The organism is Sphingomonas gellani (assembly GCF_900110035.1).
Lineage (GTDB): Bacteria > Pseudomonadota > Alphaproteobacteria > Sphingomonadales > Sphingomonadaceae > Sphingomonas > Sphingomonas gellani.
The window spans coordinates 124,576-139,043 of the sequence record NZ_FOCF01000002.1 but is presented as its reverse complement, the minus strand read 5'-3'; the positions used below and the strand labels follow the sequence as shown (position 1 = coordinate 139,043).

Sequence of the window (14,468 nt, the reverse complement as noted above, 5' to 3'; positions counted from 1 at the left end):
GATAATCCGCGGGGAACCATGCCACAGAAGAAGGTTTTTGGATTGCCGGCGCGCCGGAATCGAAGGGAGAACCCCTACAACTTCCTCCTTGCGGAGGCGCTTGAAAAATCAGGCTGGTCTGTCGTGGACCCGAGCGTCAAGCAGGCACTTTTCGGTCGCGCGGATATCGTTCATGTTCACTGGCCACAGCAGTACGCCAGTGCCAAGGGAAACGCGTATCTTTACCGGTTGCCCCTCTTCGTTCTGACGCTTGCAGTTCAGAAACTCAGGGGCGCACGCGTGATCTGGACCGCGCACAACGTCACGTCGCATTCGTCCCGACGACCCAAGCTTGAGCACATGCTCATGGCTTACTTCGTCAGGCTCGTGGACGGAGTGATCTACCTGAGCGAGTCGGTCAAGCAAAGTGCTGAGGATGTCTACCTTCCGCTGCGGCGCGTTCGCTCTCGCATCGTTCCCCACGGGGTGTACGGTGATGCCTACCCTCCTTCTCCAACATTCGCGGAGGCCCGAGCACGCTTTGGCTTGGAAAGTTCTGGCGCAATAGCGGGTGTCATTGGCGACATTCGGCCTTACAAGGGTATTGATCGCGTATTGGCTAATCTAACTCGGCAAACACCCTGTTTCGAGGTCCTCATAGCTGGTGCGTTGCCGAAAGACGATTACGGCAAGGGCATCTTGCGACAGATCAACGATGCACGTCAGGCGGGTTGGAAGGTTCACCTGTTCGACAAACGCTTGGACGATGCTGAACTAGTAGCGGCGATCACCGCCTGTTCAGTTATTGCATTCCCGTACTTGACTGAGTCGACTTCTGGAATGGCGATGCTCGCGGCAGAGAGGGGAATCCGTATCGTTTCGCCACCCGGTGGAGCGTTTGACACCTTGCAAGCGCAACTGGGCGGGCGCGGCATGACGCGCACCTCTACATTCGATGTTCGGGATTTAGAGGAAGCGATTGCCGGCGCCCTGTCCGAAGACCCCGCCGCTCGTGTCGCTGACCTTCGCGATTGCAACGATTGGCGGCGGATCGCCAAAATTGTCACGGAGCTTTATGAAGACGCCATTGGCCATATCTGATGGTTCAGCATCGGGCAGACACAATGCCGGAGTAACTCCGAACGAGTTAAATCTACCGCGCGACTTGTCGGGCCCGAATTAACCCCGGTGCAGATGCTGCCGCACGATAAAGGCTGAGCCGGCCAATCCAGCCTTTCTGAACATTCTACCGGTTAGGAGCGCACGGCGAACCCGCGATGTCTCATGTGCCTTGCGAATGCCGAACGCGATTCTCAGAAAATATGCTCGGACGTCAGCCGCCATGTCACCGCCGTAGACGCCCAGGAAACGGTCAATCCCATCCGCGCGCCTCAGTGTAGCGGTCGTAATCCTCGCGCCGTGGTGCTCAACCCACTGTACCAACGGCTCGGGCACTACCCGATACCGCTTGCCCGCACGCACCAAGCGGATGAAGAAGTCCCAGTCGTTGAAAACGGGCACGTTCGGGTCAAACCCGCCGACATCTTCGAAGGCGTTACGGCGTATGAGGACACTGCTACCGGTCATGTAGACGCGTTGATGCAGAACGTTCGTCGCCGTCAGGCCGGGAGCCGTGGTCAGGTGCTTCACCGAACCATTCGGGAAACACCGATCGATGTACGAAATTACAAAGTCCGTATCTGAAGATAAGAGCTGCGCCGACAACGCCTCGAGGTAGCTCGGCAGCCATCTGTCGTCATCGTCCAGGAAAGCTATGGCTTCGCCTGCGCTAAGCCGCGCTCCAACGTTGCGCGATCCGCAGGCACCCGGCTCGGCTGCATTATGCACATAACGCAGTGGGACCGGAAAGGCAGATGCACGTACCTGAACTAATTCCCGCGTCTCGCTATCGCCCAAATCATCAATGACGAGTACCTCATTCGGTGCTTGCGTCTGCATTTCAACGGTAGACAAGGTTTCCGCCAGCAGCCTCGCTCTGCCGTGAGTCGGAATGACCACCGAAATAGTCGGACCAGCCTCTTTCACGCGCCAACCTCCTTTGTAGGCTTCCATAACATGGCGTTGGTCAGCCGATAATCGCGGAACACCTGCAAAAAGGACAACACAACTGCGGACATGGCCGCAAGCCCATAGGCGCGCGGGCCAACGAGGCGCGCGATCAGGATGGTCGAGAGCAGTGTGATGATCAGCGACAGTGCGCGCCGCAAAAGGAGAAGCATGGGCCCGCGCCGCGCCCGCCTGTGTATCTCCTCTATGCTCATTTCACGCATGTTCAGGTCAGCCTTTTCGCACTGTCTTAGTGGCCACGCTGGCCGCTATTGGTTCCGTTCTTCAGGTCATTTTGGATGCTGCTCGACACTTCGGCCGCACAGGCCGCGAACGCGTAGAAATCGTCCAGCGTGAATTCGACGTTTAGAACCTCGCGGCGCCCATGAGGCACCAGCACCGAGACCACCTGATTATGCCCGCCCCTGTCCGTCAGCAGGAACTGCACCACACCCGTCGGCTGGATGCGCGGTGTGTCCTTGCTTGCGCCGCGCCTACGAGCGCCCTCGTCGTTGATTCCGCCCATGCTTGCCCCTCAGGTTGAACCGCCTAGTGCGACTGCCCGTTCGTGCCGGCTTCTCGCAATCTCCATGTCTGCACCGAAAGGATGTGTAACGGCCGATCACACGGTTACAGCACCGTTTACTGGTATTTGCCCATGCCTGCTTCGACTCCCCAGCTACAACCTGTCCTGATATGGAACACAACGGGAACGGGAGGCCCGATTCGGAGTGTCAGTACGCGTATACCGTCGCTCGCCTGGGTGCGGCCATCGGTGTAAAAAGTGTCGGGTCAAGTGCGCCGAGCTCGCCGGGGTTCGTGATGATCTGTGGCAGGAGGTGCAGGCGCTTCGCGCGCTTCAGGAGCGGAATCCGACTCCTCATACAGCTCGGCGCCTTGCAGCCGCGCGAGAGCTCTGGGCAGACGCTTGGCGAGAGCATGAGCAAGCTCGGCCCCCTCCAGCCGGGCCAATGCCTTTAGCTGAGCCTCGTACATCTCGGTCAGCGCCGCTTCGCTTGGCAGCGCCACCGGCATAAGAAGATGCTGGATCATAGGCGAAGGAAGCGGTGGTGGCGCACCAACCTCGGGATCGTTGATTTCACCTGTCAGGTATTCTGGCGTGGTACCAAGCTCCCGGGCGATCCTATGCAGGTGCGAGGATCCCGAACTGATGCCAGCCTCAAGTTTACCTATAGTGGCTTGAGACAGCCCAGACCGACGCGCGAGAGCACTTTGCGAGAAGCCCTTCGCCAAACGTCGTTCCGCAATCCGCTCACCCAGCCGCATCGGATGGTTCTATTCTTCACAGAATAGCTGGGTAGCTTCGATTGGCTGTTGACGATCTATTCTAATCAGAATAGCCGTTCTTGCATGGCTCTCGAAGACCACCTCGAATCACCACTCGCCCGTGCGGTACGCGTCACGGTCGGTCGGCAGTCGGGGTTCGCCAGACTGATCGGTCGGAGTCAGCCTTACGTCCACAAGCTCCTGCAAGATGGAAAAAGACTGCCTGGCGAATACGTTCTGACAGTTGAGGCAGCGACGGGAGTATCGAAGCACGACCTTCGCCCCGACCTCTACCCGCGCGAGGGAGCCGCCCCCACTGGTCAGGACCGCCCCTCCGACTTGGTGCGGGCCCAATGATCGTTGCAACACATTTCCTTTCCGTCCGCTGGCAGACCGGCGGGACCTCGCGAGCCGCATCTTTCGTGCGAGGCAATGATCTGCCGCTCCCAACCTGTGCAGCCTCCGGCGCCGGTCGTATGCAGCGATCGGCGCCGCGTTTTCGGACGCTGGCCGCATGACGAAGGAGCGTGCGCCCGTCACGATCGAGAATACGCTGTATCGCGTGCTCGGCGAGCTGACGATCGAACTGGCAGCCGAGACCACCGGCCGCGCCGAAAGCTACCTCCGCGCCCTCTCCGATCCCGACAAGCGCGAGCGTCTGACGATCGAGGATGCGATCAAGCTCGACCTCGCGTGGCGCGCTGGCGGCCGCGAGGGCTTTCCGCTGTACGAGACGTTCGGCCGGATCATCGAGAGCGAGGCGGCCGAGCGGTTCGCTGACGCCGATGCGCTCGGCCTGCTCACCCAGGACTATGCCCGTGAATCGGGCGAGGCGACCGCATGGCTGATCGCAGCCATGCAACCCGGCGCCTCGCTCGACACCCTCCGCCGCGCGCTCAAAGAGTGCGAGGAGGCGGACACCGCCTGCACCCCGGCCATCGCCAACCTGCGCGACAGGATTCGCCGCAAGACCAGCGGAGCGGCGCCCGACACCAGCTGACCCGCCACCCCCGCGCCCCGCGCCCCTGACCACCACCACCGACGACAAGCCCGACCGCATGGCCCCGCCGCGCGGAACGGCTTGTCGCATGCCTGGAACCCGCCGTGCCCGAGCCCGTGATCTCCCCCGGTACCTACATCCGAAAGCGCCGTGAAGCCGCGGGCAAGTCGCTCGTCGACGTCGCCGTCCGGCTGCCGACCGATCCGGCCTGGCCGGAACACCAGCGCACGGAATGGCTGCGCCTGATCGAGGCGGACGCAGCACCTCTCGGCTTCAGCACGGTGGTCGCGCTCGCCGCCGCCTTCCCGCTCGACATGGGCGTGCTGGCACGCCTCGACGCCGTGCGGCAGGGACTGAGCGACACGCCTCCACACATCTGCCGCGACTGCGCCTGCAGCAATTACGACGGGTGCGTTGGCCCATTCGGCCGGGTCTGCCACTGGATCGAGCGGGACCTCTGCTCTGCCTGCGATCTGCGGACGATCGTTGACCAGGTCGACGCCATCCACGCCGCAGCAGCCGCCGGGCTTGCAGCACGATGAGCCGCCGCAGGAAATCGCTGCGCGTCCTGCACGCCGCTGCGGGGCTGTTCGCCGGCATCGCCCTCTACGCGACGATCTACGGCCCCGTGCGCGTAGCCGTCGCCTGCCTCGTCCTCGCGATCGCCGCTCAGCTCGTGAGCATCGATCGCCTCCGCTTCGCGCAGCAGACCGGGAGCAAGAACCCATGACGCGTCCTGCCCAGATCAGCCGCTCGTACCATTTCGAGCGGCCCACGCCCTTGCTGGTCGAGATCCACGATCACGATTGCCCCTGCTGCACCGATCTGCCGCCTGTGCCCTACACGATCGGCGACGTAGGCAAGCTGCTGCTCGCCGGCATGGGCATCGGCGTCGCGATCGGCGCCGTCTGCCACCCCCTCGCCTTCGCCGCGTCGACGATCGCGATCGCGCAGGACGTGCTGCAGGCGTTCGGGTTGTGAGCCCCTCCAAGTTGCCTGCTCCGCCGGTGCTTCTCACGAAAGCGGAGGGTTTGGATTACGCCTCGAAGATGATGCTCGAGATGGCGAGCATGATCAGACTTTGTGCGACGATCTCGGATGCGTTGCCGAAGACGATGGAACTTGGCTCGCTACCGGACGAAGCACGTGGGCATCTAACTCGCATCAGGGCCTCTCTCGTCGACCCGAAGCTCCAGATCGCGGCCGCCACGGCAGCAGGCGAACACATCCGCGAGTTGGCCATGGAGGAAAGGCTCATCGCCGCTCGGGTTGCGGCAGCAAACGCGTGAAGCCGAACCCCGGCCACCTCCCAACCGACGCGATGGGAAAGCGCGTGCGCGGCGAGCTGGAGAACGGCATGCCGTTCGCCGGCTGGCCGGCCGACGGCTCCGGTGCGTGCAACTGGCGGCGGACCGGGCACCCCTTCGAGATCGCGCGCTACGAGGTGGTCGCGTGACCGCGTCGGTGCAGCTCGAACGCTGCCGCTGCTCTGCCTGCCGCGGCTGGACCAGCGGAGGTTGCCAGCTGACCTTCATCACCAGCTCGGGGGGCAGGCCGGATGCCGCCCCCCTCACCGATCCCGACGTGCCGGCGACCGTCACCGCCGACATGAGCGCACCCCAAGGCCGCCCGGTCGAGACACCCGCTCCCACACGGCGTGGCGCTCGCGGCCACAAGCCGGAGACCGTGTCATGAACGCTCAGACCGCGATCGAACCCATCACCCGCCGCGCCGGCCGCAAGAGGCACGCTCCTCGGCCGAGGCTCACGTCGACGCGGCGATCGCCGCGCGTGCCGCAGCGGACACCTCCGCGACGCCGGCTTCGCGATCGGCGTTGGGGAGGTGCGATGACCCGCTTTGCCGCGACCACCGAGGTCAGCAGTTCGCGCAGCCGCGAGGAGATCGAACGGACGCTGGAGCGCTACGGCGCCGACCAGTTCCTCTACGGCTGGCAAGACGAGGCGGCGCTGGTCGGCTTCCGCATGGCGGGTCGGCAGATCCGTTTCATTCTCCAGCTGCCCAAGAAGAGCGACAAATCTTTCACCCATCATAGCCGCGGCGCGCGGACGCCAGAGGCTGCGCTGAAGGAATGGGAACAGGCCGTGCGTCAGCGCTGGCGAGCGCTCGCCCTCGTGATCAAGGCCAAGCTGGAAGCCGTCGAGAGTGGCATCAGCGTGTTCGAGGACGAGTTCCTGGCGAACATCGTTCTGCCCACCGGTGAGACCGCCGGCGCCTGGATGAAGCCGCAAATCGCAGACGCGTACCGCGTCGGCACCATGCCGGCGCTGCTGCCGATGCTGCCCGCCCCGGAGGAACCATGAACGCTCCCTCAATTGCCAAGCTGGACCGCAGGATCAGCCGAGCCGCCGAAGATGGCAGAGGCATCAGGCTCGAAGCCGCCGATGTCGACCTTCTGGTGACGCATGGCGTCCTTCACGTCATCCACCGCGCAACAGCAGACTATCTCAAGGATCAAGCGGGATGCCGCGACAGGAAACGCCGCTCTATCGTCGGGGGAAATATTGGCTCGGATGGGACCGGAAGGTCGACGGGTCTCTCCGCAGTCCCAACCTCACCATCTTCTGGTACGATCCCGCAGCGGGACGCGTCCGAAGCGCATCATCGGGCACGGCGCAGGAGGACCTCGCCGTCCTAGCGCTCGACCGGAAGTATCTCGCTGACACCGACGAGGCGCCAGCGTTCTGCCACGCGTGCGGTCAGCCGCTCGCCCAAGCTCAGGCGTACCTGCTGACTGACGCGATCGCCGACTATCGACTCGAGTGGGGGGACGCGCGAGCGTCGGCCGACACGATCGAGGGACGGCTCAAGCACGTCCTGGACTTCCTCGACGTCGAGGAAGCGCGAGGCAGCGAGGGCCGTTTCGGCATCGCCACTAGCTGCGCGGCGGCTTGCACGAGCGTGTTTGTCCATGCCTTCCGGGCTTGGTCGCGCAAGCAGCCGGTCGTCTGGAGAAACAAGGCCGGTCTCGTTACGAAGTCGAAAGACCGGTCGCCCGCGGCCACGGAGGCCGCGATCGCGCAGTTGGTCGCCGTTCTGAACCATGCGGTCAACGCGGATCCTCCGCGCTCTGACAAGCGACCGACGTACAAGCCGCTGCCGCCCAGCCAGGTGCAACGAACCCGTCGCACCAGGATCGGCATCGAGGAGTTGGCGAAGATCGTCGCCTATGCGGCCGAACCGAACAAGCGCCGAGGCTCGCTGCACCGCTTCATCGTCGCCTCGATCTGCACCATCGCCCGCCCGGGCGCCGTGGTAGAGATCTCGGTCACGCCTGAGCGCAACCAGTGGTGGCCTGGTTCGCCGACAATCGACCTCAACCCGAACGGCCGAACGCAGAACAAGAAGCGGCGCCCGCTTCTGCCTGTCCTCCCGCTGCTCGCGGAATGGCTCGACGCGGAGCGTGTCGAATACGATGCGCTACCTGTCGAGGAGCGAATCGGGCGAGGTTGGCTGGTCAACTACTATGGCCGACCGGTGAAGAGCATCGATCGCGCTTGGGACGCAATGCTCGTCGACTTGGGCTTCCCCACCGGACGGGAGTGGAAGCCTTACGTGCTGCGCCATAGCCTCGCCACGCTCGCCCGCAATCGCGGCGCTGAGAAGTGGGACTTGGAAGGCTTCATGGGGCACCGCGCCTCCAGCCAGACCGAGGTCTATGCTGTGGGCGAATTCCCCACGGTCGTGAGCGCCCTAGCGAGCATCATTTCCGATATCGAGCGACTGGCTCCGGGCTCCCTGCACCGGAATGCCACCGGAGCCAGCCGCGCGCCCCTCGCACCGAGGGAGGCAAAAATGCCCGGATAATAACATGTTAGGTGGTGCCGCTTGCAGGACTCGAACCTGCGACCCCCGCATTACGAATGCGATGCTCTACCAGCTGAGCTAAAGCGGCACGACCGGCGCGGAGCCGGTGGAGGTGGCGCCTGTAACAGCAGCGTCCCGTGCTGACAAGCCGCTCAAGCATGTCGGCCCGGGTTTACGTTGCGTTTACCAAGACGGGCGCAAGACGCGGGCATCCGGCATCATGCCGAACCCATAAGGGCCTGCAAACGCCATGAATATCGCGCGCGAATTCGAACAGCGGATCGGTATCGACGAACCGGAAACGGCGATCGACGTCGAGGCCGACACGGATGGCGGCATCGACGACGCCTTGTTCGACCTGGGCGGCGACGAGCGGCGCATGCATGTGCGCGCGTACAATCATTGGGTGTCGCTGCTGAAGGGGCGCGCGTATCCGGCGATCGCGGACCTGGACCCGAGCAGCATCGCCGATTTCGGCGGGCACAGCGTGCTGCTCGATTTCAGCAGAGGGATCGAGGATCCGCTGATCGCCTTTCTGGGGCGGAAGCTGCGCGAGGAGTGCGGGCTGGAGTCCGGGATCCAGCGAATCGGCGACGTGCCCAGCCGCTCCCTGCTGTCGCGACTGACCGATCATTACCTGCAGATCATCGCCAATCGCGCGCCGATCGGGTTCGAGGCGGAATTCGTCGGCATACGGGGCCGTACCACCCTGTACCGCGGCATCCTGATGCCCTTTTCATCCGACGGCGACGCGATCGACTATATCTACGGCGTCATCAACTGGAAGGAGACGGTGGACGCGGTCACGCAGGCGGGACTGCATGCCGAACTGGACGCGGCGGTGCGTGACGCTCCCCGCACCGCGCACGACACGCCCGTCTGGGCTGACGGACCGAGCGCCGAGGTCGCGGTGGAGGAGCCGGGTGACAGCGACGAAGGCGATGTCCCCTCCCCCCTCCTCGATGAGCCGCTGCCCACGGCATCGCTCGCGGACCGATTGGCGCTCGCCCGCGAAAGCGCGGCGGCAGTGCGTGCGGCCGATACGCGCAGCCGCTCCGCCCTGTACCGCGCCCTAGGCCGTGCGCATGATTTCGCCATCGCGGCTGACACGGAAGCGGACGATTATGCGGAGATGCTCGCCGACGCCGGCATCACGGTTCAGGCGCGCGCTCCGCTGACCCCGGTGGTGAAGCTGATCTTCGGCGTGGATTACGACAAGACGCGGCTGACCGAATTCGCCTCCGTGCTCAGCCACGCCCGCCGCAACGGCATCGGAAGCGGCCAGTTGCCGGCATTTCTGGACGGGTTCGCAGGCGGCATAAAGGCAGTCGTCGCGGCCGAGCGACAGGCGAAGAAGCCTGCGCCCAAGCCCGTCGTCGCGCCGGCACCCCGCCCGACCATCGCCCACCTGCCCTTCGACGTGACGGGCGATGCCGGCAGCACGGTGGTTCTGATCGCACGCATTGCGGATGGCGGCGGGCTCGACCTGATCGGCACGGTGACCGGCGACACCTCGCTGTGCGAACGCGCCCTGCGCGCGCTGGACTGATCGCGCCCGTCCTGAACCGGGGCGACGATCCGCTAAGGAAGCGGTAACAGGATGACGCGCGCGCAAATCCGCCGATTTGCGGGGGTTGAGCCGGTCACGGGGCGGGCGCATAGGCCGGCATCATGACCGATGTGCAAATGTTGACGAACCAGCTCGCAGCCCGCCTGACGGAGGGTGCACTTCCGGGCGAGCTCGACCGATTCGGACCCGCAGAAGTGACCGATGCGGCCCGCTTCATGGTGGACGCCGCTGCTGAGCGGACGCCCGGCACGCCTGCGATCACGCTCTCGCCCATCGCGGCGGACGATCCTCGCCGCCGCATGCGGCTGGCCGTGGTCAATGACGACATGCCGTTCCTGGTCGATTCGGTGGCGGCGGCGATCGGCGCGCGCGACATCGCGGTCGATCGCATCCTTCACCCCATCGTGCCCGTGTCGCGCGACGCGGACGGCCGCCTGCTCGCGGTCGGCGAGGGTCCGTCCCGCGAATCGATGATCTATCTGGAGCTGGAGCGTGCGGATGCCCGCGACCGGCGCGAACTGACCGATGCGTTGTGCGCCGTGCTGGCCGACGTGCGTAGCGCCGTCGCCGACTGGCCCGCGCTGACCCAGGCGCTGCGTCAGGACGCGGAGGCGCTGGGCAGCGCGGATGAGGGCGGCGCCCTGCTCGACTGGCTGCTGGCGGACAATCTGACGCTGCTGGGCCATCAGCGCTGGGCCCATGGCGGGGCGGGCGCCGCACTCGGCATCGCGCGGAACCGCCACGATCCGCCGATCCTGGCGGAGGCGAGCCGCACGCTGGCGATGAACTATTTCACCGCCGGCGGCGCCGCGCCGCTGCTGCTGAAATCCAGCCTGATCTCTCCCGTTCACCGCGCCGTGCCGCTCGACCTGGTGATCCTACCGGTGCGTGAGGGCAGCAGCGTCACCGGTCTGTCAATCCATGCCGGCTTGTGGACCAGCGCCGCGCTGGCCGCCGCGCCGGCGGAGGTGCCCGTCCTGCGGCGACGGCTGGCCGAGTTGCAGCAGAAATTCGGCTTCGACCCGCGCGGCCATGCCGGAAAGGCGCTGACTCACGCGCTGTCCAACCTGCCGCACGACCTCGCCGTAGCGATCGCGCCGGACGCGCTGGAGCGGCTGGTGCTGACCGCCATGTCGCTGGCCGATCGCCCGCGTCCGGCGCTGGTCGCCGTACGATCGCCGTTGGGCCGCCAGTTGTTCGCATTCGTCTGGCTGCCGCGCGATGACCTGACCACCGCGCGGCGTGTCGCGATCGGCGACATGCTCGCGGAACGGGCGGGCGGAATTGTGATCAACTGGTCGATCGCACTGGAAGAGGGCGGCATCGCGCTGCTCCGTTATACGCTGGACGTGCGCGGCGGCGACGCGAGCGCCGATGTCGACGGGCTGGAGCCGCGTATCGCGCGCATGGTGCGCGGCTGGATCCCCGCGGTCGAAGGATCGCTGGGCGAGGCGGTCGGCCCGGCGCGAGCAGCACGACTGGCGCTGCGTTACGCGGGCGCGTTTCCGACGGGGTATCGCAACGCCCATCCGGCGGAGGAGGCTGCGCTCGACACGCTGCACCTGTCCCGACTGGAAGGCGACGATGCACGCGGCGTCCGGATCGCGATGGGTGACAGCGGTACGCGGCTGAAGATCTATCGCCAGGGTGGCGCGCTGGCCCTGTCCGATGCGGTGCCGGTGCTGGAGAATTTCGGGTTCCGCGTCGTCGAGGAAATGCCGACCGCGCTGAGCGATGAGTCGCGATCCTCGATCCACGATTTCCAGGTCGAGGCGGACGGTACGTTACCGACGGACGCGTCCGTGCTGGAGGGGGCGATCGCCGCCGTGCTGGCAGGCGGGGCGGAGAATGATGCCTTCAACCGCCTGATCGTGGAGGCGGGGCTGACTCCGGATGCGGTGGTGCTGCTGCGCGCATGGTTCCGGTACCTGCGCCAGGCTGGACTGCCCTATGGCCTGGCGACGGTGGTCGATGCGCTGCGCCGCGCGCCCGTCGTTGCCGCCGCCTTGGTCGCCCGGTTCTTCGCCGCGCATGGTCCGAGCGATGGCGATGTCGCCGCCGCCGATGCCGCGGTGACTCAGGGGCTGGATGCGGTGTCCGCGATCGACGACGACCGCATCCTACGCGCCTATCGTGCGGTGATCGGCGCGACGCTGCGCACCAACGCCTTCGCGCCGGCGGGACAAGTGGCGCTCGCCTTCAAGCTGGACAGCCACCGCATCCCCGGTCTGCCCGCGCCCGTGCCATGGCGTGAGGTCTGGGTGTATTCGCCGCGTGTGGAGGGCATCCATCTGCGCGCCGGTCCGGTCGCGCGCGGCGGCCTGCGCTGGTCCGACCGGCGCGACGACTTCCGCACGGAGATCCTCGGCCTGATGAAGGCGCAGCGGGTCAAGAACGCGGTGATCGTGCCGACCGGGGCAAAGGGCGGCTTCTACCCGAAGCAGCTCCCCTCCCCCGCGGTCGATCGCGACGCCTGGCTGGCGGAGGGCACCGAAAGCTATCGCGTGTTCATCCGGTCGCTGCTGTCGATCACCGACAACATCGTCGACGGCGCCGTCGTGCATCCGGAGGGCGTGCGCATCCTGGACAGCGAGGACCCGTATTTCGTGGTCGCCGCCGACAAGGGCACGGCGACCTTCTCCGACGTCGCCAACGCGCTGGCGCTGGAACGCGGATTCTGGCTGGGCGACGCCTTTGCGTCCGGCGGCAGCCAGGGTTACGATCACAAGGCGATGGGCATCACGGCCAAGGGCGCCTGGGTCTCGGTACAGCGCCACTTCGCCGAACGCGGCGTGGACGTGCAGATCGACCCCGTCACTGTGGTCGGTTGCGGCGACATGTCGGGCGATGTGTTCGGCAACGGCATGCTGCTGTCGCGTTCGATCAGGCTGGTCGCGGCGTTCGACCACCGCCACATCTTCCTCGACCCCAACCCCGATGCGGCGGTGTCGTACGAGGAGCGTGCGCGGCTGTTCGCCCTGCCCCGCTCGTCCTGGGCCGACTATGCCGCGCCTCTGTCGGCCGGCGGCGGCGTCCACAGCCGCGCCGCCAAGTCGATCGCGGTGACGGCGGAGGTCGCGGCCGCGCTGGGCATCGAGGCGGGCGAGATGGAGCCCACCGCGCTGATCGCCGCGATCCTGAAGGCGCCGGCCGACCTGCTCTGGTTCGGCGGCATCGGCACCTATGTAAAGGCGCGCAGCGAGAACAACGCGGCCGTCGGCGACCCCGCCAACGATCGCCTGCGCGTCGATGCGGAGGACCTGCGAGTCACCGCGATCGGAGAGGGCGCGAATTTGGGCGTGACCCAGGCGGCGCGCATCGCCTTTGCCGGACGCGGCGGCCGCATCAACACCGACTTCATCGACAATTCGGCGGGCGTCGATTGTTCGGACAACGAGGTCAACATCAAGATCGCGCTGAATCGCGAAATGATCGAGGGCCGGCTGGCGGAGGCGGATCGCAACGCCCTGCTCGCCGCGATGACCGACGACGTCGCGCATCTGGTGCTGGAGGACAACCGGCTCCAGACGCTGGCGCTGTCTATCGCGGAGCGGGACGGCGCGCGCGCCATGCCCAGCTATGTGCGCCTGATCGAGATGTTCGAGGGCACCGGCCGCCTGGACCGCCGCGTGGAGGGATTGTCCGGCAACGACGACCTGTTGCGTCGTGGCCAGGAGGGCGCCGGGCTGACCCGGCCCGAACTGTCCGTGCTGCTCGCCACCGCGAAGCTGGCGCTGCAGGACGCGATCGAGACAGCCGGCCTGGGTGCCGATCCGGCGCTGCGCGACGACCTCCACGCCGCATTTCCGCGCGCCATGCGCGAGGCGTTCGGCCCCGCGATTGATGAGCATCGCCTGCGCGGAGAGATCGTCGCGACCAAGCTGGCCAACCGCATCGTCAACCGGCTGGGCGTCCTTCAACCTTTCGACGTGGCCGAGGAGGAAGGCGCCTCGCTCGGCGACCTGGCCGCGATGTTCGTGGTCGCGGAACGCTTGTTCGATCTCCAGCCGCTATGGGCGGAGGTTGAGCGCACAGCGATGCCGGAGGCGGCACGGATCGCCTTGTTCGACGAGATCGCGGCGGGCACGGGATCGCAGATCGCCGATCTGCTGCGCGCGGTGCCGGCCGGCACCTCTCCCGATGCGGCGCTGGCGCGGCTGCGGCCCGGTATCGCCAAGCTGCAAGCCGGACTCGACACGCTGCTGCTGGACGAGGCCCGCGCGCACAGCGGCCGCATCACGACGGCGCTTGCCACCGCCGGCGCACCGACCGACCTCGCCGCGCGCGTGGTGCGCCTGTTCGAGATGGACGGCGGGGTCGGCCTGGCCGATCTCGGCCAGCGGCTCGGCCAGGACGAGGCGGTGCTGACCCGCGCCTTTACCCGGCTGGGTCACGCGCTGGGGCTGGACTGGGCACAGGCCACGGCCGCGCGGATCGGCTCCAGCGACCCGTGGGAGCGTCTGCTGCTCGGCGGACTGGCGCGCGATTTCCAGCAGTTGCGGCTCGACTTCCTCGCCCGCCACGCCGCCGCCGATCCGGGCGCCGCGGTGGAGGCATGGCTCGACACCCATGCCGGACGAGTGGCGCAGTTCCGCGGGCTGGTTTCGCGTGCCCGTGCGGCCACGCAACCCGGCGCGGCGATGCTGGCGCAGATCGCGGGCCAGGCACGCGTGCTGCTCGCGCGCTGACTATCCAGGCGGGCGTGCACGGCGCGCTCGCCCGGTTGCTTTCTACGCTGAG

At 66.3% G+C, this 14,468-nt stretch carries 16 protein-coding genes and 1 tRNA gene; 12 read left to right on the top strand and 5 right to left on the bottom strand.

Annotation, left to right across the window (positions count from 1 at the left end):
* Window positions 1-18 precede the first annotated feature (18 nt).
* A complete protein-coding gene (locus tag BMX37_RS04975) occupies window positions 19-1,080 on the top strand; it encodes a glycosyltransferase (RefSeq protein ID WP_093664396.1) in 1,062 nt (353 codons plus the stop codon).
* 78 nt (window positions 1,081-1,158) lie between these two features.
* Here BMX37_RS04975 and BMX37_RS04970 read toward each other — a convergent pair whose 3' ends face one another.
* From BMX37_RS04970 to BMX37_RS04955, 4 genes are all read right to left on the bottom strand, one after another.
* Window positions 1,159-2,025 carry a glycosyltransferase family 2 protein gene (locus BMX37_RS04970; RefSeq protein WP_170841845.1) on the bottom strand — a complete coding sequence of 289 codons (867 nt, stop codon included), beginning with the start codon at window positions 2,023-2,025 and terminating at the stop codon, window positions 1,159-1,161.
* Entirely contained in the window at window positions 2,022-2,270 is a 249-nt protein-coding gene (locus BMX37_RS04965) for an oligosaccharide flippase family protein (protein WP_139198007.1), read from the bottom strand. The genes BMX37_RS04970 and BMX37_RS04965 overlap by 4 nt, the downstream gene beginning before the upstream one ends.
* A gap of 26 nt (window positions 2,271-2,296) precedes the next feature.
* Window positions 2,297-2,572 carry a hypothetical protein gene (locus BMX37_RS04960; RefSeq protein ID WP_093664393.1) on the bottom strand — a complete coding sequence of 92 codons (276 nt, stop codon included), beginning with the start codon at window positions 2,570-2,572 and terminating at the stop codon, window positions 2,297-2,299.
* Between the two features lie 266 nt (window positions 2,573-2,838).
* Window positions 2,839-3,333, bottom strand: a complete 495-nt coding sequence (locus BMX37_RS04955) for a helix-turn-helix domain-containing protein (protein ID WP_093664392.1) — start codon at window positions 3,331-3,333, stop codon at window positions 2,839-2,841.
* 84 nt (window positions 3,334-3,417) lie between these two features.
* Between BMX37_RS04955 and BMX37_RS04950 the strand changes: the two genes are divergently transcribed.
* The 9 genes from BMX37_RS04950 (at window position 3,418) to BMX37_RS04915 (ending at window position 8,158) form a co-directional block, all read left to right on the top strand.
* A complete protein-coding gene (locus BMX37_RS04950; RefSeq protein ID WP_093664391.1) occupies window positions 3,418-3,690 on the top strand; it encodes a transcriptional regulator in 273 nt (90 codons plus the stop codon).
* A gap of 157 nt (window positions 3,691-3,847) precedes the next feature.
* Complete coding sequence (locus tag BMX37_RS04945) at window positions 3,848-4,333, top strand: hypothetical protein (RefSeq protein ID WP_093664390.1); 486 nt, start codon at window positions 3,848-3,850, stop codon at window positions 4,331-4,333.
* A gap of 104 nt (window positions 4,334-4,437) precedes the next feature.
* The gene (locus BMX37_RS04940) at window positions 4,438-4,875 is read left to right on the top strand and encodes an XRE family transcriptional regulator (protein WP_212611392.1); all 438 of its coding nucleotides are present in this window, start codon (window positions 4,438-4,440) and stop codon (window positions 4,873-4,875) included.
* Window positions 4,872-5,063 (top strand): hypothetical protein, encoded by a 192-nt coding sequence (locus BMX37_RS04935; protein ID WP_093664389.1) that lies wholly within the window; start codon window positions 4,872-4,874, stop codon window positions 5,061-5,063. The genes BMX37_RS04940 and BMX37_RS04935 overlap by 4 nt, the downstream gene beginning before the upstream one ends.
* Window positions 5,060-5,314: a hypothetical protein gene (locus BMX37_RS04930; protein WP_093664388.1), complete on the top strand. Its 255-nt coding sequence runs from the start codon at window positions 5,060-5,062 to the stop codon at window positions 5,312-5,314. Before BMX37_RS04935 ends, BMX37_RS04930 begins: the two co-directional genes overlap by 4 nt.
* Window positions 5,311-5,622 carry a hypothetical protein gene (locus tag BMX37_RS04925; protein WP_139198006.1) on the top strand — a complete coding sequence of 104 codons (312 nt, stop codon included), beginning with the start codon at window positions 5,311-5,313 and terminating at the stop codon, window positions 5,620-5,622. The genes BMX37_RS04930 and BMX37_RS04925 overlap by 4 nt, the downstream gene beginning before the upstream one ends.
* Window positions 5,619-5,789: a hypothetical protein gene (locus BMX37_RS18705; RefSeq protein WP_170841844.1), complete on the top strand. Its 171-nt coding sequence runs from the start codon at window positions 5,619-5,621 to the stop codon at window positions 5,787-5,789. The genes BMX37_RS04925 and BMX37_RS18705 overlap by 4 nt, the downstream gene beginning before the upstream one ends.
* A 391-nt stretch (window positions 5,790-6,180) precedes the next feature.
* Complete coding sequence (locus tag BMX37_RS04920; protein ID WP_093664386.1) at window positions 6,181-6,654, top strand: hypothetical protein; 474 nt, start codon at window positions 6,181-6,183, stop codon at window positions 6,652-6,654.
* Between the two features lie 160 nt (window positions 6,655-6,814).
* Complete coding sequence (locus BMX37_RS04915; protein WP_093664385.1) at window positions 6,815-8,158, top strand: site-specific integrase; 1,344 nt, start codon at window positions 6,815-6,817, stop codon at window positions 8,156-8,158.
* A 12-nt stretch (window positions 8,159-8,170) separates the two neighbouring features.
* Here BMX37_RS04915 and BMX37_RS04910 read toward each other — a convergent pair.
* Window positions 8,171-8,246 (bottom strand) — tRNA-Thr (locus BMX37_RS04910).
* Window positions 8,247-8,408: 162 nt separating this feature from the next.
* Here BMX37_RS04910 and BMX37_RS04905 point away from each other — a divergent pair.
* Window positions 8,409-9,707 carry a PAS domain-containing protein gene (locus tag BMX37_RS04905; RefSeq protein ID WP_093664384.1) on the top strand — a complete coding sequence of 433 codons (1,299 nt, stop codon included), beginning with the start codon at window positions 8,409-8,411 and terminating at the stop codon, window positions 9,705-9,707.
* Window positions 9,708-9,829: 122 nt separating this feature from the next.
* Window positions 9,830-14,416, top strand: a complete 4,587-nt coding sequence (locus BMX37_RS04900; RefSeq protein WP_093664383.1) for an NAD-glutamate dehydrogenase — start codon at window positions 9,830-9,832, stop codon at window positions 14,414-14,416.
* The last annotated feature ends 52 nt before the right edge of the window (window positions 14,417-14,468 follow it).